The organism is Streptomyces sp. NPDC002926 (assembly GCF_053591755.1).
The window spans coordinates 85,665-104,892 of record NZ_JBSFUK010000020.1 but is presented as its reverse complement, the minus strand read 5'-3'; the positions used below and the strand labels follow the sequence as shown (position 1 = coordinate 104,892).

The window sequence follows — 19,228 nt, the reverse complement described above, 5'->3', positions numbered from 1 at the left end:
GAGCCGTTGCGCGCTGTGCCGGCCGGGCGTGGACTCGGCGGCGAGCAGGGCGAGTTCGGCGGCCAGCGCGCTGTTCCCGCGGCGTCGCGCCGTGTCGGCCGCAGCCGCGACCTCCGCTGCCAGTTGCTCGTCGGGGATGTCCGTCGCCAGCGCCCGGTGCCGTACGGCCTCGACGGGGTCGTCCACGACCCGCGCGAGAGCCGCATGACCGTCGCTGCGCTCGGCCCACCCGGCGTCGTGCACCAGCGTGGAGGGCAGCAACCCGGCCGTGAAGGCGACCGTCCCGTCCTCCGTGAGCGAGATGAGATTCGCCCGCTCGGCGGCGGCGAGATCGGCCTCGGCCATGGTGCGGCCGGTGCGGCGGATCAGCGAAGCCGTCGGGCGCAGCGCCAGTGCGGCCAGCAGGAGCGTGTCACGCACGGCGGGGGAGGCGGCGCCGAGCAGTTGACGTGCGAGATCGCGTGCGCGCCCGGACAGGGACAGGGCCTCGGCGTGGTGCACCGGCGTCCTGGCGTCGGCGAGGGACCGGCCGACGGCGAGCGCGAGTCGCGGATTGCCGCCGCTGGCCTTGTGGATACGGCCGGCCATCCGGGACGGCAGCCGGTGGTGGAAGAGGAGTTCGGCGATCTCGTCGGCGTGCAGCGGCGCCACGTTCAGGACGTCGGCCTCGGACGGCACCCACAGCGGCTCCGGGCAGGCCGCGTCCTGCGGTGCCGTACGTGTGGTGGATGTGTCGGGTCCGTACGCCTCGGGGGTCTCGACGGCGATGACGCGCAGCGCCGACGGAGCCAGATGCAGGGCGAACCGCATCAGGTCGGCGCTGTCGGCGTCGATGCGCTGGACGCCGTCGACGACGAGCAGGACGGGGCCGTGCGCGGCGAGCGTCCGCAGGATCTGGGCGAGGGCGAGCCGCAGGGCGATGGGGTCCCAGCCGTTGTCGGGCACGGGCGCCTCGCGGCACAGCATGGCGACCGCGGTCCGCTGCGGTCCGGGCAGTCCCCCGAGGATGTCGTACGGGGCGGGGCCACCCTGGGGCCGGGCCCCGGGCCAGGAGGCGCACGCCGAAATGGTCGCGACCAGGGCGGCGGCGGCCGCGCCGGGTATGTCCCGGTCGGCGGGCAATGTGGCGAGCCACAGTACGGTTTCGCCGCGGGACTCGGCGCGCGCGGCGGCGGCCAGGGCGACCTCGGTCTTGCCGACCCCGGCCGGGCCCGTGAGCAGGGCACGCCCGCGGGCGTGCAGGACTCGTTCGAGCCGCGCGAGGAGCTCCCCCCGCCCGACCGGTGCAGGGCGGTGCGCCGCCGTTGTCACGTACCCACCACCCCCCTGTGGCCTGCGCGGGACTCTGCCCGTGAGAGCAGAGCATACGAATCAGGCCACCGCAGTCCAGGCTGTTTGTCCGGGATGCGGACAGGCGCGCACGGACCGGCGGCGGGGCGCGCTCGCGGCGATATGCCGCGAACGCGCCCCTGACCAGCTGTGATGCACTTGTGGTGGGTGGTTCAGAAGGTGAGACTCCAGGCGTCGATGTAGCCGGTGTCACCCGATGCCACATCGCGGACCTGCAGCTTCCAGGTGCCGTTGGCCACCTCGCTGGACGCGTCGACCGTGTACGTCGCAAGGACGTTGTCGGCGCTGTCGGACGACGACGAGGCCTTCAGGTTGCGCACCGTGCCGTCCGGCGCGATCAGGTCGATGACCAGGTCGCCGCGCCAGGTGTGCTTGATGTCCACGTCGACCTTGAGGGCGGCGGGGGCGTTGCCGGAACGGCCGGTGACGGCGATCGACGAACTGACGGTCGAGTTGTCCGCGATTGTCACATCCGTCGCATTGCTGAACGTCGTACCGCCGGTGGTGCCGGTGACGGCGTTCACGGTCTTCGCCGCGTCGGCGATGCCGGTGCCGCAGCCGCCGGTGCAGGTGCCCGGCAGTGGCCTGGCGTTGCTCTTGATCGCGGCCTCGATCTCGGCCGGGGTCAGAGTGCTCTTGGCCGACTTGAGCAGCGCGGCGAGCCCGGCGATGTGCGGGGCGGCCATCGAAGTGCCCTGGTAAGGCTTGTAGTTCTCCGTCGACTGGGTGGTGGCGCCGGAGTTCAGCGTGGAGAGGATGCCGTTTTCCGGAGTGGTGACGGTGCCGGGCGTGTCGGTGGCGCGGCGGGTCTCGCCGCCGGGCGCGGCGACGTCGACGATGCTGCCGTAGTTCGAGTAGAACGAGCGGTTGCCCTCACGGCTGGTGGACGCCACGTTGATGATGTTGGCGCAGTTCGCGGGGGTGAAGCCTGAGGCGTTGGCGTTGCTGTTGCCCGCCGCGACGACCACCGTGGTACCGCGGGACACGGCGCCGTTGATGGCGTTCTGGTAGACGCTGGGGCAGGTGGCACTGGCGCCGCCGAGGCTCATGTTGATGACCTTGGCCGGGTTCGGGTTCGCCGGGACGCCAGGGACGGTACCGCCGGATGCCCAGGTGATCGCGTCGGCGATGTCCGCGGAGGAGCCGCCGCACTTGCCGAGCACGCGGAGCGGCTGGATCTTCGCGCTGTACGCGATACCCGCAACGCCCTTGCTGTTGCCCGCCGTTGCCGCAATGGTGCCCGCGACGTGGGTGCCGTGCCAGGAGGAGTTGCCCGCCTTGGAACCGGTGCCGCACTCGCCGTCGGTGGCGTTCCAGTCGCCCTCGTCCTTGGCGTCGCTGTCGCGGCCGTTGCCGTCCCGGGCGTCCGCGGCGGTCGAGATGAAGTCGTAGCCCGGGATGACATTGGCGGCGAGGTCCGTGTGGGCGGCGTAGCCGGTGTCCACGACGGCGACGGTGACGCCACTGCCGGTGGTCTTGTCCCAGGCGCCTGGCACGTTCATGCCGCCGGTGGCCTCGAACAGGTCCCACTGCTTGGTGTACTCGGTGTCGTTCGGGGTGACGGCCATCGCGTAGGCGCGGATGTCGGGTTCCACTGACGCGACCGACGAGTCGGCGCGGAAGGCGTCCAGGACCTCGGCGAGGTCCTTCTTGGACGCCTTGCCACCGAGGTTGACCAGGGCGGCGCCGCCGGCGAGCCGGCGCTCGAACGACAGGCTCTCGCCGGTCTCGGCGGCCTTGGCCGTTGCGTCGGTCTTGGCCGCCGTGTTGGAAGTGGCCTCGGACGTCTTGGACTTGTAGGTGACGATGACCTTCTCGACCGGTGCGGTCGGCAGTGAGGTCATCGACTGGGAAGCCGGGGCGGGCTTCGGCGAGGGCGGCGGCGGAGTGGCGGCGAGTGCCACGGAGTACGTGGCGGCGACGGCGGCGATCGTCGCGCTCGCGGCCACGACGGATATGAGTCTCCGTCTGGAACCGTTCAAGGTGTTCCCTTTCAACTGACGGTGCGGAGCGCGGACGGACGGCGCGGGAACCGCGGTTGGCTGTGGGGGTGCGATCCGCGGTCCCCCGGGCCGGGTCGCCCTCGCGCCGCCGTCGGCGCGACGGCCCCTGGTCAAGGGCCGTCGCCGGCAGATCCCACGATTTACATGCACCTGACATTTAACGGTCAGAGGCTGGAATTCGCCGGTGCGGCAGACAGTAGGGAATGCGGAGATGAACCCGATACGGGGAAAACCCTTGTCACCCCCGTGGGGGCTCCCCCAGCGGGGTCCGGGGTCCGGCGGGTGCGCGGCGTGTCGCGTCGCACCCAACGGCGGATGCCAGTGGGGGCTGGCACGCTGAAGGCGACCGACTGCAACCGTCATCCCCGCGCGCGTGCGAGAGGAGAACCACGATGCTGACGACCACGTACGTCCCGGGTGCGCCGAACTGGCTCGACCTGGGAAGCCCCGACGTAGAAGCCGCCGCCGCCTTCTACGGAGCCCTGTTCGGCTGGGAGTTGCGGACCATGGGACCGGAGGCCGGAGGGTACGGCTTCCTGCGGCTGAACGAGAGGACCGTCGCCGCGATCGGCCCGCTCACCGAGGAGGGCGCGGCCTCCGCCTGGACGCCGTATTTCCAGACCGCCGACGCCGACGCCACGACCAGGGCCGTCGAGCAGGCCGGCGGCACCGTGCGTGTCCCGCCCATGGACGTCTTCACCGAAGGCCGGATGGCGGCGTACACCGACCCGACCGGCGCCCGGTTCGCCGTCTGGCAGCCCGGCGACACGAAGGGTCTGGAAGCGGTCAACGATGTGAACACGCTGTCCTGGACGGAGCTGTACACCACGGACGCCGCCGCCGCGAAGGACTTCTACCGCTCCGTCTTCTCGTGGGACTACAAGGACGTGCCAGTCGCCGGCACCACCTACACCGTCGTCTCTCCCCCGGGCGGCGGCGAGAGCGCCACGCAAGGCGGCATCATGCAGCTCGCGAAGGAGAACCTGGAAGCGGGTTCCCGCTCGGAGTGGCATCCGTACTTCGAAGTGGCCGACGTCGACGCCACCTTCACCGAGGCCACCCGACAGGGTGCCACCCCGCTGATCCCGCCCATCGACGCGGAGGGCGTGGGCCGCTTGGCCATGTTCACCGACCCCTTCGGCGCCCCTTCGGCCATTATCCGCGGCGCTGCCCGCTGAGTCCGCGGCCCGGACGGTCGGACGAAGCCGGCCTCGGCGACTCGCCCGGTTGCCGCGGGCCGGACGGCCTTCACGATGACCGTCCTTACCCGGCTGCCGCGGGCAGGCCTCCACGATGGCCGCGCCGGCTCCTGATCCGGGATGAACTCAGTGGAACGCCCCGGTCACCCAGGTCTCCCGCTTGATCGTTCGGCGGGCGGTGAACCGCCGGCGGCCCATGGACGTCTGACATGTCGAAGTTCGTTCTCGAGACCTCTCGACGCCGCAATGCGGCACAAAGCCGTGTGCAAGCACCATCGTCGATCAGCTCTACCGGAAGGACACGGAACGCATGGCGACGTTCGATCCGATCACCCGTCGGCTCCGGCAGCTCTTCGCGGTCCTGGACACCGACGAAGACGGCTTCGTCACGTGGGGCGACTACCAGCGGATCGTGGACAAGTACATGACCGGCTATGCGTTGGCGAAGAGCGACGCCAGGATCAAGTCGTTGGAGAAGGCGTACTGGGCGCAATGGCTGGGACTCCTGACGCAGGCGAACCCCGGGCAGGACCGTCTGTCCCAGGACGAGTTCGTCGCGGCGCACCGCGCCGCGGGGTACGACACGTATGCGTCCCACCTGCTGGAGGACATTGCCCAGGCCATCTTCAATGTCCTGGACATCGACGGCGACAAGCGGATCAGCAGGGACGAGTTCGCCCGGTACCTGGCCTTCTACGAGGTTTCCAGCGCTGACGCCGCGGTCATCTTCCAACGGCTGGACCTGGACGGCGACGCGTTCATCTCCCAGCGGGAGGTCGCCAGGTCGCTCCGCGCGTTCCACCTCTACAACGACGACCTCAACACGCCGGGTGGCATCTTCCTCGGCGTCACCGAGCGGAGTTCGGACGCCCCCTGACCGTGGGCTGAGCCCGGCCGCACCGACAGGCCCCGAGCCGCAGGGCCAGGACGGCCCTGCGGCTTCGGACTGCGCGAGAGCCGGGGCTCCGACGGGTCGGCGCGGTGAGAGGGCGCTTCCCGCAGCGCGGCCGAGTCGAGCGAGCTGTTCGAAATGTGCTGAGTGATGGCGTGCCGACCGCCTCAGCATGCGTGCGGTCCCGGCTGCCGTAGTTCGCGGCGCTCAATGACGAGGCAGTCGTCTCTGCGGACATACCCGTGCGGTGGTGCGGCGGCACGCTGAACCTACCGGCCGGCCGATGGGCGCCGCCGCCCGGTGAGCCGTCACCGTTCCGTAGACCGACTCACCCCGCAGGGACGAAGCGCCTATAGCGGCTGGAGTCGGCACCTCGGACACCGAGGGTGAGCGGGCGACTATTTTCGGTCAAAGGTACGATTCGTGACGCGATGTGCGAGATCGACCGAGACCTGCCGGGCGAGCGCTGCGCGGATCCTCTTGTCGGGAAGCATCAACGCATGCCATTCATCCGGAAGTTGCATCATTCTGGCGGAAGATTTGCCGATCCGATGGAGATATCGCAGGAGAAACGACCGAAAGTGTTCTTTGTGTTTTGACTGTTGATCGACCTGACGGTGAAGGTCTGACTCATGTCCCCCTCACCCCCTGTCGCATCCAGCGGTCTGCTGCGCATGCGCGACTTCCGTCTCCTGCTCGCCGGCGCCGCGGCCGGTCAAGTCGGCGCCCAGGTCACCCTGGTCGCTCTCCCGCTGGTGGCGGTACTCGTGCTGAAGGCACCCGCGTTTCAGGTGGGTCTGCTCACGGCTGCCGAGACCGCCGCGTTCCTCCTGATAGGGCTGCCTGCGGGTGCCTGGGTCGACCGGATGAGGAAGCTCCCGCTGATGATCCGGGCCGATGCGGTGCGCGCCCTGACCATGGCGAGCGTCCCGCTGGCCGCAGTCGCCGGCGTACTGACGATGGCGCAGCTGTACGTCGTCGCTCTGGTCACCGGAGCCGCAACCGTCTTCTTCGATGTGGCCCACCAGAGCTACCTGCCCGAACTGCTGCCCAAGGAGCGGCTGATGGCGGGCAACGGTGCATTGGAGACGGTCCGCTCATCGGCCCACATCGCCGGACCCGGGCTCGGTGGCGGACTCGTACAAGTCCTCGGGGCCCATCTGGCGATCGTGGCCGACGCGATCGGCTACGCCGTGTCCGCGCTGTTCCTGCTGGCCATGAAGCGGCCGCCCGAGAGCCGGCCCGAGCCGGTCCCGGGCGCGTCCCTGCGCAAGGACATCGGGGAAGGCCTCCGGTTCGTGCTCGGCCACCCCTTGCTACGGGTCATCGCCGCAACGACCGGCCTCGGCAACTTCTTCACCGCGATGCTGATGGCCACTCAGACCATCTTCCTGGTACGGGTGATCGGCCTGCAGCCGGTCGCCGTCGGTCTGATGCTCTCCGCGTCCGCCGTGGGCGGACTCGTCGGTGCACTCAGCGCCGGCACGCTCGCCGGCCGCCTCGGACAGGGCCGCATCATCTGGCTCTCCGCCCTGGCAACCGGGCCGTTCGCACTGTTGTGGCCGCTGTCCGGACGGGGAGCCACCGCCGCCCTGTTCGCCATCGGCTCCGGCGTGGTCTCCTTCGGCGCGGTGGTCTACAACGTCGCCCAGGTCAGCTTCCGTCAGACGCTCTGCCCGCCCCGACTGCTCGGCCGGATGAACGCCACACTGCGTTTCCTTGTGTGGGGCACCCTGCCGCTCGGCGCCGTCGTGGGCGGCGCCGTCGCGGGCGCCTTCGATCCGCGCGCCGCACTCTGGGTCTGCGCGATCGGCTTCCTCGTCGTACCGCTGCCGTTGCTGCTCTCCCCCCTTCGCCGCATGCGCGATCTGCCGGCCGCTCCGGAGGACACACAAGCCCCGGAAGGTCCGGCCACGGGCGACTCCGGCGGCCGGCCCGAGTCCATAGCCGTCGGCTGACTCGAAACCCCCCGTTCCAGCTCCGGCCTGCGTGCCGGTCCTTCATCGCTGCCGTCCCGCCCGAGCGTCATGGCGCGGCGTCCGACGCGCGGCCATGACAGACACGACAGAGAGGACAACGTGCGCCTCAGCATCACGGGCCAGTACGTGGCTCGCTACCAACGCATCGCCGCCGACAACAGGGAAATCGATCTGCTGCCCGTCACCGGAGCCCAGCGGCGTTTCGTCCTGGTGCGCTCCCTGGACCCCGCCGGACGGCCGGACATCGTCCCGATGTTCTTCGCCTTCCCCCGCGGCACCGTGGATCCGGTACGGCTGCGAGCGGCCGCGAACCATCTGGCCGCCCGGCACCCTGTGCTGCGCGCCCACCCGGAGGTGCTCCGCGGCACCCCCGTGCTTCGCCCGGCGGAGCCGGACGTACCGGTGGAACGCGTCGTTCGCGCGCCCGGCGAGGACGCGGCCACCACCGTGCGCCGAGCCCTGAACGCCTGGACTGCGCAGGGCTCGCCGCTGCGGCTCTACCTGGCCGATGACGGACCGGATGCCCGGGAAGAGGTGCTCGCCGTCGTACTGGACCACACCGCCTGCGACGGCCAGTCGCTGGCACGCGTCGTCGAGGAGCTGAGCAGCGCCTACCGCGACGGGGCCGGCCCCGGAGAACTCGCGCCCGCCGAAGCGGCCGCGGAAATGGCCGCCTACCGGGACGCGGTCCTGATGCAGCTCGACGCCGAGCAGCACGCGGGGTCGTCCGCCGCGCTGGAGTACTGGGGCGGGCGGCTGCGTGAGGTGCGCGAACGCGCTCCGCTCCCGGGGCCGCAGACTCCCGCCTCCGGCACGCTGCCCACCGGCGCGGCCGAACTGCGGCTGCCCGCACCGGCCTCCGGCGCACCGTTCCCTGCGCTGCTCGACGCCTGCCGGGCAGCGGCCCGGGTCCTGTACGGAGCCGGTCATGTGTCACCGATCGGGTACCCATGGGGCGGCCGCCCGGCCGCCGCTGCCCCGGTGGTCGGCTGCTTCCTCAACACCGTCGTTTTCCCCGCCGGGACCGATGACGCCCCCGACGGCCCGAACGGCGGCGACCCCTTCGGCGCGGAGGCGACGGCCACCGACTGGTGGGCCGACCTCGACCGGGCGGACACCCCCTTCGACGAAGTCGTGCACGCCGCCCGGTCGGCCGGGTCCCTGTGGTCGGGCCGACTGGACGGCCTGCTGACCGTCGACGACGCCCGTCGCCGTCCACCGCTGAGCCTGGGCGGAGTGGCAGGCCGCGAGATCCACATCGACGGCCGGCCGGTGCGCGCCCCGTTCGCCGTCTCCGTGACCCACGGGCCCGAACTCCACATCCGCATGGTGTGGGACCGCCACGTGCTCGACGACCACACGGCCGAAGACGGGTTCGGCGCCTTCTGCGCGGCCCTGCCCGCCCCGGAGCGAGCCGACGTCACCGTCGGCTGAACGCCGCGGTCGTACACGGAAACGGCACACCGCCGAACGCACACGGCCGGCGCACCGCACACCCCTCGAGCCACAGAGCCACAGACCCACCCGTAAGCCACCCAGCACAGCACGGCAGGACCGCGCGATCCGCGGACCGGCCTGCGAACCCGGGTCGGGGAGCACAACCGTGCCCCGACCCGCATCCGAAGAACCCGACCCGACAACCTCAGGGATCGCCCATGCTTCCCCTCTCCTCGTCGCAGGAGATCGTCTGGCTGCACGAACAAGTGCAGCCCGGCAGCCGCGCCTACAACTTCACCGCCTCACTCGACCTGTGGGGGACGCTGGATACCGAGGCCCTGCGCCGCGGACTCACCGCCGCCCTCGACCGTCACCCCGGACTCCGCCTGGAACTCGTGGCCGTCCCCGGCGCGATGCCCGCCCAGCGGGCCGCCAACGCCTGTACGCCCCGCCTGCGCAGCGTGGACCTGACCGGGGAGGCCGACCCGGAGGCCGCGTTCGCCGAGCTGCTGCGCACCGAGGCCGAGACCCCTCTCGACACATATGAGGCGCCGCTGCTGCGCTGGACCCTGGCGCGGCTCGCCGACGACCAGCACCGGCTCATCCACGTCGAGCACCATCTGATCCACGACGGGCACTCCTTCGCGATCCTGCTGGGCGATGTCTTCACCGCCTACCGCGCCCATGTCCTCGGTGAGCCGGTCGCTCTGCCTCCCGCGAGCTCGTACACGGACCATGTGCGTGCCCAGGCCGACGCCCGGGCCGAGGACGCAGGAACCATGGAGCGGCAGGCGAGCCTTGAGTACTGGGCCGACGAACTGCGCGACGCCTCCCACGACATGCCGTTGCCCGGCCTGACCCGGCCCGGCGCCCGGCGCAGGCACCACGGTGGACAGCTGCGGCAGTCGATCGGCGCGGATCTGACACAGCGGCTGCGCGCCCACACCCGCGAGCGCGGTCTGACACCGTTCTCCACGCTGCTCGGGCTTTTCGCGGAACTCCTGCGCCGGCACAGCGGCCGCTCCCAGATGGTCGTCGGCACCGCCGTCGGCAACCGCCCGCGGGGATTCGAGGACGCCGTGGGCATGTTCGTCAACACGATCCCGCTGCGGCTTCGCCTGGATCCGAAAGCTCCGGCCGAGGACACCATGGACGAGGTGACCGACACCCTCATCCGGGCTCTGCCGCATCAGGAGGTGCCGGTCCAGGAGTTGACCCGGGCACTGGCCCTGCACACCTCCGGCGCGGACAACCCCCTGTTCAGCGTCATGTTCAGCGCGCACGACGCGGCACTGCCCGAGATCGAGGTGCCAGGCCTGGACATCACCCTGTTCGAAGGGTTCAACACCGGCACCACCCGATTCGACCTCGATGTCGTCCTGCTGCCCGACGACCGGCGTGGTGTGAGCCCCCGGCACGGGGCGCCCGGCATGACGCTGGTCTGGGACTACGACGCCGATCTCTTCGGCGAGGACGTGGCGAAGCTGCTCGCCGAACGCTTCCTGGATCTGCTGCGCGCCTACCTGGACGCTCCCGCCACCGTGCTCGCCGACCTCGCCCTTCCGGCGGCCGGCGATCCCGCACCCGAACCGCACGCAGTCGCGCAGGGCCGGGACACGCTCGACCCGGCCGCCGCCCACGACGCCTCGCTGCCCGCGCTGCTGATCGGGGCCCGCCGGCTCACCTACGGCGACCTCGACGAGCAGGTCACCTCCCTCGCACAGCGGATGCGGGACGCCGGTGTGACGGCCGGTCAGCCGGTCGCCGCCGTACTGCCGCGCGGCGCCGACTCGGTGGTGACGCTGCTGGCCTGTCTACGGACCGGAGCCGTGTACTGCCCGCTCTCACCGTCCGACCCGGTCTCCCGTCTGGAGCTGCTGCTCGAGCGGCTCGGTCCGGCGCTCGTGCTCACCTCCGCCGACGCGGGGGCGAAGCTGCCCACACACCTTCCGACGGCGCGGATCGACGCCGCCTCCTTCCCCGCCGCGCGACCGGCCCCAGTGGTGGCCGGTGCGGCGTACATCATCCACACCTCGGGTTCGACCGGCATACCCAAGCCGGTCGCGGTGGGCCGGGCGGCCCTGGAGAACCATCTGACCGGCGCGGCCGACCGGTTCGGCCTGGCCGCCGGTGACCGGGTGCTGCTGTTCGCCCAGCCCTCGTTCGACGTTGCGCTGGAAGAGGTCCTGCCCTCGCTGTACGCCGGTGCCTGCCTCGTCGTACCGGAGCGGGAAGTGCCCACCGGAGCAGAACTCGCCGAGCTGCTGGCCGCCGCCCGGGTCACCGTCGCCAACCTCCCGACCAGTTACTTCCTCGCCACCCGCGAGGAGTTGCGGCCGGTGCTGCGCGAGCGCCGCTGGGCGCCGAGGCTGCTGGTGCTCGGCGGCGAGCGCATCCCGGCGGATGCGATGCGCGGGTTCTTCGCCGACAGCGACGCCGCCGTGTTCAACGTCTACGGAGTGACCGAAGCGTCGATCAGCTCGACCGTGTACGAGATCACCCGCGAGAACCTCGTGGACGGGGCGGAAATCCCCCTGGGCACCGAACTGCCCGGCGAGCGGATCCACGTCCTGGACGCGGCGCTGCGTCCACTGCCGGCCGGTGCGGTCGGTGAACTGGCCATCTCCGGCGCCGGTCTGGCCGAGGGGTACGTCGGCAACCCGGAGGCCACCGCGGCACGGTTCGTACGGATCGAAGCACTGAACGGCGAGCGGGTCTACCTCACCGGCGACCTGGGCTACCGGGATCGCGACGGGCTGCTGCACTTTCTGGGGCGCCGCGACAACCAGATCAAACTGCGGGGCTACCGCATCGAACTGGAGGAGGTGGAGGCCGCCGCATCGGCCGTGCTCGGCGGACGTTCCTGCGCCGTCGTACTGGACAGGGAAGCGGCCGGGGGACCGCGCCTGGTCGGCTTCCTGGAGAACTCCGACGAACAGCGGCCGTGGGACGAACAGGCGATGCACATCGAACTGAGCCGCCGTCTGCCGGGTGCCCTCGTACCCGGCCGATGGGCGCGGCTGGATGCGATGCCGACCTTGGCCGGCGGCAAGCCGAACCGAGTGGCGCTGGCCCGTCTGGCCGCTCAACTCGAGCCCACCGCACCGGCCGAGGAGAACACCACGGTCGAAACCGGCCCCGCGGCATTCGCCGATCCGTCTCTGGCGCTGCTCGCCGAAGGCTGGCGCGAGGTGCTGGGTCACAGTCGGTTCACCGCTGCCTCGCACTTCTTCCGGACCGGCGGGCACTCGCTGCTCGCCGCGCAACTGGCGGCCTGGCTGGAACCCCGTATCGGCGCACGGCCGCCGCTGCGACTGCTCTTCCAGAACCCGGTCCTGTCCGACCAGGCACGCGCCCTTGGCGCGCTCGCCACGCCGACCGTTGCTGCCCACACCGCTACGACCACGCCGACGGAGTCGTGATGACCGAGATGCTGAATGACATGCCGACGGGGGCCGAGCCGATGACCGGGCGGTCCACGGAGCCGATGACCGAGCAGACCTCCGCGCCGATGAACGGCCGTCAGGGCGCCCTGCCGAGCGTCGTACACGGCACTCCCCTTCCCGACGCCACCGCCGCCGGAGTGCTCTCCCGCTTCGAGGAATGGGTACGCCGCAACCCCGAGGCCCCCGCCGTGGTCGACGGGACCCGTACCTGGAGCTACCGGCAGTTGGACGAGGCGGCCGACGACGTTCTTCGCGCCCTGAACGACCGGGTCCGCCCGGGCGACCTGGTCGGCGTCTGCCTGGACCGCTCGGCGGCGCTGGTCGTGACCGCGATCGCCCTCGCCCGGATCGGCGCGGTCTATCTCCCGCTCGGCCCCCGGCCCGGTGGGCGCCGCATCGACGCGGTCACCGAGGACGTCGCCGTGGTCTGCCTGATCGGTGACCCCACCGTGCTGCCCCCCCGCCATCAGGCCGCCGAGCAGATCGCGCTGCCGCTGCCGGGAGAGGGGACGAACGCCGCGCCGAAGGCCGTCGCGGCCTTCGCCCCTCCCGCGGCCAGCGCGCGCCCGGCTCTGCAGGAAGCCTTCTACGCCGTGCTGACCTCCGGCTCCACCGGGCGGCCGAAGGCCGTCGCCGTCGCGGAACCCGCTCTGTCCGCGCTGCTGGACTGGTACCGCACCGGCACCGGCCTGGCGCCCGGAGACCGGCAGTCCCTGCTGATCGGCGTCGCGTTCGACCCGCATGTGATGGAGCTGTGGGCCGGTCTGACCTCCGGCGCGGCCCTGGTTCCCGCTCCGGACGCCGTTCGCTGGGACCCGGCCGAACTCACCGCATGGTGGCGCGACGCCGCCGTGACGGTGTGCGTCGTGGCCACTCCGATGGCCGAGGGGGTGCTGGCACGGACCTGGCCCCAGGACCTGAAGCTGCGTCACCTCATTGTCGGCGGTGACCGGATGCGCCGACGGCCCGGTGGGGATGTGACCGCCACGGTGCACAACGCGTACGGGCCCGCCGAAGCCACCGTCGTCACCACCACCCACGCCATGCGCGCCACGGACGGCGACGCGGGCGACGAGAGCGCGCCGTCGATCGGAACTCCGATCCCGGGCGCCACGGTCGTCGTCACCGCAGCGGACGGCCGTGTCGCCGCCCGCGGTGAGGCCGGTGAACTGTGCATCGGCGGCACGTGCCTGGCGCTCGGCTATCTGGACCCGGAGCTGACGGCACGCCGGTTCACCGCCCCGCCCCCGGGAATCGACGCGGGGCAGACGGACCGCGTGTACCGGACCGGGGACCGCGTGCGGATGCTCGACGACGGCAGGCTGGAGTTCCTCGGCCGTCTCGACGATCAGGTGAAGATCAGCGGAGTACGGATCGAACCGGCCGAGGTGGAGGCCGCGCTCGAACAGAACCCTTCGGTGCGCAGCGCGGTGGTCACCGCGCCCCGTTCCGCCGACGGCAGCGCACGCCTGGTGGCGTACGTCCTGGCATCCGGCGGAGCGAGTGCTGACGAGCTGCTGTCCGAGGTACGGGCCTGGCTGCCCGAGCAGGCCGTGCCCTCGGCCGTGCGGATCCTGGACACCTTCCCACTCGACGCCAACGGCAAGGTCGACCGGGCCCACCTGCTGAAGCTGGCTGCGTCCCCCGCGCAGCCGATCACCGGCGACAGCGCCACAGCCGACAACGGCGATGCGCACGACGGCGCGACGGAGAGCGAGCGACTGGTCCTGCGGGTGGTGCGCGACCTGCTGGGCAGCCCTCGTACCGGACTGATGGACAACTTCACCGAGGCCGGCGGAACCTCCCTCGTCGCCGCGCGCCTGCTGACCGTGATCGAGCAGGAGACCGGAGTCCGGCTGCGCGCGCCGGAGTTGCTCCGTCAGCCCGACCTTCGGGCAGTCGCGGCCGTACTCGACAAGCGCCGCGCCGCCGTCGGACCGGAGGTGGCCTGAGATGGCGACCGCCTTGGCGAACACCCCCGACCGCAGGAAGGAAAGCCCCGTGCCGGCTGACCGCACACCGTCCGCGTACGCCTCCGCTCTGCCCGCGCTGGTGGCGCGGCACGCCGAGCAGACCCCGCAGGCCCTGGCCGTGATGGACGGCGACACCACGCTGACGTACGCGCAGCTGGTCACCTCCGCCCGCGCTCTGGCCGCACACCTTCACGACCATGGCGTCCGCCCCGGCGACCGGGTGGCGCTGCTGGTGCCGCGATCGGCCCGCGCGCTTGTCGCGCAGCTCGCGCTGTGGTGGGCAGGCGCGGCATGCGTGCCACTCGATCCGGCACACCCGCGTCCGCGTACCGAAGCGATGCTCGCCGCCGCCGGGGCCACACTGACCGTCGGCGACAGCAAGCTGCTCGAATCCACGGCTCCCACGGGCGCCACCCTGGCGCTGCCCGAGGATCCCCTGCTGACCGGCGCCGAGCTGCCCGCTGTTGAGCCCGGCCCCAACGCGACGGCGCTCGTCCTGTTCACCTCAGGATCCACCGGCCTTCCCAAGGGCGTGACGGTCACCCACGGCGGCATCGCCCAACTGGTCACCGCTCCGCAGTACGCCACCGTCACCGCCCGCGACCGGGTGTTGTTCCACTCGCCGGCAACCTTCGACGCCTCGACCTTCGAGGTGTGGTCGGCCCTCGCCAACGGCGCCGCCGTGGTGGTGTGCACCGTCGAGCGGCCCTCCTTCGAGGATCTGGCCCAGCAGGTGGAGCGGCACGGCGTGACCGTGGCGTTCTTCACGACGGCGCTGTTCCACCAGCTGGCTGCCCGCCGCTCCCGGGTGTTCTCGGTACTCCGCACGGTGGTGGTGGGAGGCGAGGCGATGGCCGCCCAGCATGCCCGTGCGGTGCTGCGCGCGTTTCCCTGGCTGGAGTTGGTCAATGGCTACGGGCCGACGGAGACGACGACGTTCGCGACGGCGCACAGGGTCACCGATGCGGACTGCGACGGCCCGGTGCCGATCGGCCGCCCGATCGCCGGTGCCGTCGCACACGTCCTGGACGGGACCGGGCAGCCGGTGGCGCCGGGCGAACGCGGTGAACTGTGGATCGGCGGCAGCCGTCTGGCAGGCGGATACGCGGGGCAGCCGGAGCTGACCGCCGAACGCTTCGTGGACCATGCGTCGCTGGGCCGCCTGTACCGCTCCGGCGACCTGGTCTCGGAGCGCCCGGACGGAGTGCTGGACTTTCACGGCCGCGTCGACGACCAGGTCAAGGTCCGCGGATTCCGCATCGAGCCGGGCGAGGTCGAGCACATCCTGCGCGAGCAGGCGGAGGTGGACGACGCCGCTGTGACCGTGCGCCGGCCCGCAGCGGACGACGCCCGCCTGGCCGCCTTCGTCGTAGCCGCGCCAGGCCCGGTACCTCGTGCCGAGGCGCTGAGGGCGCGGCTCGCCGAACAGCTCCCCGCCCACCTGGTCCCCGACGAGCTGACCCTCGTGGAGCGGCTGCCCCTGACGGTCTCCGGCAAGGTGGACCGGCGCGCGCTCACCGCCTTTCACGGCACCGCCACCGCCGAAGAAGCCGCCCAGGCGCTGACCCCGCTCCAGCAGGCCGTCGCCGAGGTGTGGAGCCGCAGCCTGGGCTGCGAGGTGAACCGGCCGGACGCCGACTTCCTCGCCTACGGCGGCCACTCCCTGCTCGCCCTGGTCGTCACGGACGACCTGCGCGAGGAGCTCGGAGTGGAGCTGTCCCTGCCCGACTTCTTCGCCGCCCCCACGGTGGCCGGACAGGCCGAGCTCGTCGAGCGCGCCCTGCTGGCCAACCACGGCGATCTCCACCTCGACGCGCCGGAGGACACAGATGCCCACTGACAGCACCCCCAGCTCCGCCGCACTGCAGGAGGAACTGCTGCGCAGGGCCCGGGCCCGCGCCGGCACCCGCCCGGCCGCCCCGGTCCCCGCAGCCGTCCACGACCAGGGGCCCGCCCCGCTCTCCCACGCCCAGCGGCGGATGTGGCTGATGGACCGCCTCGGCCAGGGAGGCTCCCTCTACAGCGTGCCCTTCGCCACCCGGCTGCACGGGCCGCTCGACGTGGACGCCCTCACCGTCGCACTCACCACGCTCGTACGACGCCACGCCATCCTGCGTACCCGTTACGGTCGGCGCGGCGACGAGCCGTACCAGGAGACGCTCCCCGCGCCCGACACGATCGCCGTGCCGGTGGTGGAGGTCGACGGCGACGGCGTGCACACGCTCGCCGAGGAGGCTCGCCGTCCGTTCGACCTGGCCGCGGGTCCCCTGCCGCGCGCCCTGGTGCTGCGGCACGGCCCCCGAGACCACACCGTGCTGCTGACCTTCCACCACATCACCATCGACGGCGGGTCGCTGGAGACCGTCGCCGACGAACTGACGCAGCTGTACGCAGCAGCCGTGGACGGACGCCCTCACGAACGGCCGGAGCCGCCGCAGTACACGGACTACGCGCGCCGCGAGCACGCGGCGGCCGGCTGCCTCGATGAAGGACTGGCTCACTGGACGCGCCGGCTCGCCGGAGCCGTACCGCTGCGGCTGCCCCGGCCCGCACGCGCCTCCGCCGACCTGGGCACGCGGCCGGCGGTCGCCCGCACCACGAAGCTGGACGCCTCGGTGCTGTCTGCACTGCGCGAGCTGGGCAGGCAGCACCGGGCCACCCTCTTCACTGTGTCCCTCGCCGCCGCCTTCGCCGCGCTGCAGCGCTTCACCGGCGAGGACGACCTGGTCATCGGCTGCGCCGCCACCCACCGCGAGGGGGCCGCCATGCGCGGTCTCGTCGGACTGTGCGTCAATACCCTTCCGGTACGTGTGGACCTGTCCGGCGACCCGGAGTTCGGGATCCTTGTGGACCGGGTGCGGGACGCGCTACTGGAGGCCCAGGAGCACCGGGACGTTCCCTTCGACCTGATCCTGGAGCGACTCGGCGCCACCGCGCGGGAGGCCGACGGCACGCCGCTGGTACGGGTCACCGCGGACGTCCTGCGGGCGCCCACGGCGCTCCCGCTGCCCGGCACGGTCGCCGAGCCCGTCGAAGTCGGCCTCGGCGAAGCCAAGTTCGACCTGTCGTTCGGCCTCATGGACACCGACGAGCCCGCCTGCCTGGTCCAGTACGGGCCGGCAGCCCTGGCGACGGAGGCGGGAGACCAGCTGGCAGACGCCTTCGCCGACCTGCTGGCCGCGGTCGCCGTCGACCCGGAACTGACACTGTCACGGCTGCCCGGCCGGCCGTGGGCGGTCCAGGCCGACGACAACTGCCATCCGGCCGAGACCCGGCTGCGGACGCATCCGCAGGTGAGCGATGCGGCAGTGCCGCAGCCGGCGACCGGACCGCTGATCGCCTACGCCGTCCTGCGGGAGACCGGGGGCCCCTCACCCGCCGAGTTGCGGAGCCACCTCCGGTCCGCCCTCGCCCGGGAACTCGTCCCGGCGGCGGTGACGCTGCTGGACGCGATGCCGCGGAAAGCCGACGGCTCACTGGACGCCGGCCGGCTGCCCGGCGCGGCATCGGCCTCCGCCCTGCACGGGGACCGTGCGCACGCGGTGACGGCGGCGTTCACCGCTTTGCTGGGCAGGACCCCCGCACCGGACGACGACTTCTTCGTCCTCGGTGGCCACTCCCTGGTCGCCGTGCAGCTCGCCGAACGCTTGCGCACCGGGCTCAAGCTGCCGTTGACCGGTCTCGATGTGATGCAGAACCGGACACCGCGCGCACTCGCCGCGCTGCTCGACGCACGTGAGACGGAACGGGCGGCCGCGGCCGCCTCGTCGGCCCCGTCGGCGTCACGTACCCGGCGGGCTCGCGAGGGCACCGTGCTGGTCACCGGCGGGACGGGCGGCGTCGGAGCGTTCATCCTGCGCGAACTCGCCGCCCAGGGCAGGCCGGTGCTCGCGCTGGCCCGCCCCGAGTCGGCGCACCTGGTGGCCGGGGACGGTGTGGACGTCGTCGAGGGTGATCTGACCGATCTGGACGGCCTGCGCGCCGCCGTGGAGAGTGCGGACGCGGTGATCCACGCGGCCTGCACCTTCACCCGTCCCGAGGTGGACATGGCGGCGATGGAAGCGATGGTCGGCGCCTGGCACAGCGGCCCGTTCGTCTTCGTCAGCAGCGTGGACGCCTACGGACGCCCCACGGAACAGTGGGTGGCCGAGGAGTCGGCCTCCCGACAGCCATTGAGCGCGTACGGACAGGCGAAGCTCGACTGCGAACACATGCTGATGCGGGCGGCCGGCACCGGGGGCAGGGGCGGGGCCAGCGCCGTACGCTCGCCCCTCGTGTGGGGCCCGCACGACCGGCTCCGAGACCAGTTGCGCTGGGGCGCGACCGGGATGCTCTATCAGGCTGCCCTCGCCGGGGAGCCGATCACCCTCCCACAGCCCGGCACAGCCGGGCGCGACTGGTACGGCGCCCCGTGGGTCCACGCGGCTGCCCTGGCCCGCGCCGTGACCGCCTGCCTGGACACGGCCGTCCACGGCGTGGCCAATGCCCTGAGCGGTCACGTCGCGTGGCAGGACCTCGCCGCCGAGCTGCGCAAGCTCCTCGGCAGCGACAGTGAGATCCGGCTCGCCGAGCGGGCGCATCCGGACCTCGACCACTCCTGGCACTACCACGCGGACCGGCTGGCCACCGCACTGCGTGAACAGCCCGGGGAGGACCGGCACTCCGTGCTCGCCGCGATGGTCGACCCCTCCCGGGCCTGAGCGCCCAGGACAGCGGGCCATGCGATCAGCCCTCGGCGCGGGCCGGGGGCTGATCGCCGTCCTCGCAACGCGCACACGGTACGGACCGCCTGGCAGGGCGCATCGCCGCCGCGAGCCTCATCGAGGTGGGCAGGCCGGCACTGAGCCGGCACCGACTCTCTGTCGGCACCGGCACCGGCAGCGCTCCGCGCGGGCCATCGGAACAGGTCGCTGCCCGACTGAGCCTCGGTCACCATGCGCAATGGTCTG

At 72.0% G+C, this 19,228-nt stretch carries 10 protein-coding genes; 8 read left to right on the top strand and 2 right to left on the bottom strand.

The features are described 5' to 3' along the window. Positions 1-1,311 (bottom strand): AAA family ATPase (locus tag ACWDZ6_RS25170; RefSeq protein ID WP_451504629.1); only part of this gene is annotated, 1,311 nt, incomplete at its 3' end. 191 nt (positions 1,312-1,502) lie between these two features. Continuing rightward, entirely contained in the window at positions 1,503-3,194 is a 1,692-nt protein-coding gene (locus ACWDZ6_RS25165; protein ID WP_451504634.1) for a S8 family serine peptidase, read from the bottom strand. A gap of 551 nt (positions 3,195-3,745) precedes the next feature. Between ACWDZ6_RS25165 and ACWDZ6_RS25160 the strand changes: the two genes are divergently transcribed. The 8 genes from ACWDZ6_RS25160 to ACWDZ6_RS25125 all read left to right on the top strand — a co-directional run bounded on the left by ACWDZ6_RS25160 (position 3,746) and on the right by ACWDZ6_RS25125 (position 18,979). Beyond that, the gene (locus tag ACWDZ6_RS25160) at positions 3,746-4,531 is read left to right on the top strand and encodes a VOC family protein (RefSeq protein WP_451504628.1); all 786 of its coding nucleotides are present in this window, start codon (positions 3,746-3,748) and stop codon (positions 4,529-4,531) included. A gap of 331 nt (positions 4,532-4,862) precedes the next feature. Beyond that, positions 4,863-5,429 carry an EF-hand domain-containing protein gene (locus ACWDZ6_RS25155; protein ID WP_451504627.1) on the top strand — a complete coding sequence of 189 codons (567 nt, stop codon included), beginning with the start codon at positions 4,863-4,865 and terminating at the stop codon, positions 5,427-5,429. A 647-nt stretch (positions 5,430-6,076) separates the two neighbouring features. Continuing rightward, on the top strand, positions 6,077-7,402 hold the full coding sequence (locus ACWDZ6_RS25150) for an MFS transporter (protein WP_451504626.1): 1,326 nt from the start codon (positions 6,077-6,079) through the stop codon (positions 7,400-7,402). A gap of 120 nt (positions 7,403-7,522) precedes the next feature. Then, positions 7,523-8,857, top strand: coding sequence for a condensation domain-containing protein (locus tag ACWDZ6_RS25145; protein WP_451504625.1), 1,335 nt, complete (start codon positions 7,523-7,525; stop codon positions 8,855-8,857). Between the two features lie 221 nt (positions 8,858-9,078). Further along, on the top strand, positions 9,079-12,282 hold the full coding sequence (locus ACWDZ6_RS25140) for a non-ribosomal peptide synthetase (protein ID WP_451504624.1): 3,204 nt from the start codon (positions 9,079-9,081) through the stop codon (positions 12,280-12,282). Further along, positions 12,282-14,258 (top strand): non-ribosomal peptide synthetase, encoded by a 1,977-nt coding sequence (locus ACWDZ6_RS25135; protein WP_451504623.1) that lies wholly within the window; start codon positions 12,282-12,284, stop codon positions 14,256-14,258. The genes ACWDZ6_RS25140 and ACWDZ6_RS25135 overlap by 1 nt, the downstream gene beginning before the upstream one ends. A 1-nt stretch (position 14,259) precedes the next feature. Continuing rightward, entirely contained in the window at positions 14,260-16,119 is a 1,860-nt protein-coding gene (locus tag ACWDZ6_RS25130; protein WP_451504622.1) for an amino acid adenylation domain-containing protein, read from the top strand. Continuing rightward, positions 16,109-18,979 carry a condensation domain-containing protein gene (locus ACWDZ6_RS25125; protein WP_451504621.1) on the top strand — a complete coding sequence of 957 codons (2,871 nt, stop codon included), beginning with the start codon at positions 16,109-16,111 and terminating at the stop codon, positions 18,977-18,979. The genes ACWDZ6_RS25130 and ACWDZ6_RS25125 overlap by 11 nt, the downstream gene beginning before the upstream one ends. Positions 18,980-19,228 lie beyond the last annotated feature (249 nt).

Coding starts and splice junctions, on each gene's coding strand:
- ACWDZ6_RS25125 (WP_451504621.1), top strand. CDS start 16,109: ATGCCCACTGACAGCACCCCCAGCTCCGCCGCACTGCAGGAGGAACTG.
- ACWDZ6_RS25155 (WP_451504627.1), top strand. CDS start 4,863: ATGGCGACGTTCGATCCGATCACCCGTCGGCTCCGGCAGCTCTTCGCG.
- ACWDZ6_RS25165 (WP_451504634.1), bottom strand. CDS start 3,194: ATGACCTCACTGCCGACCGCACCGGTCGAGAAGGTCATCGTCACCTAC.
- ACWDZ6_RS25150 (WP_451504626.1), top strand. CDS start 6,077: ATGTCCCCCTCACCCCCTGTCGCATCCAGCGGTCTGCTGCGCATGCGC.
- ACWDZ6_RS25160 (WP_451504628.1), top strand. CDS start 3,746: ATGCTGACGACCACGTACGTCCCGGGTGCGCCGAACTGGCTCGACCTG.
- ACWDZ6_RS25135 (WP_451504623.1), top strand. CDS start 12,282: ATGACCGAGATGCTGAATGACATGCCGACGGGGGCCGAGCCGATGACC.
- ACWDZ6_RS25140 (WP_451504624.1), top strand. CDS start 9,079: ATGCTTCCCCTCTCCTCGTCGCAGGAGATCGTCTGGCTGCACGAACAA.
- ACWDZ6_RS25130 (WP_451504622.1), top strand. CDS start 14,260: ATGGCGACCGCCTTGGCGAACACCCCCGACCGCAGGAAGGAAAGCCCC.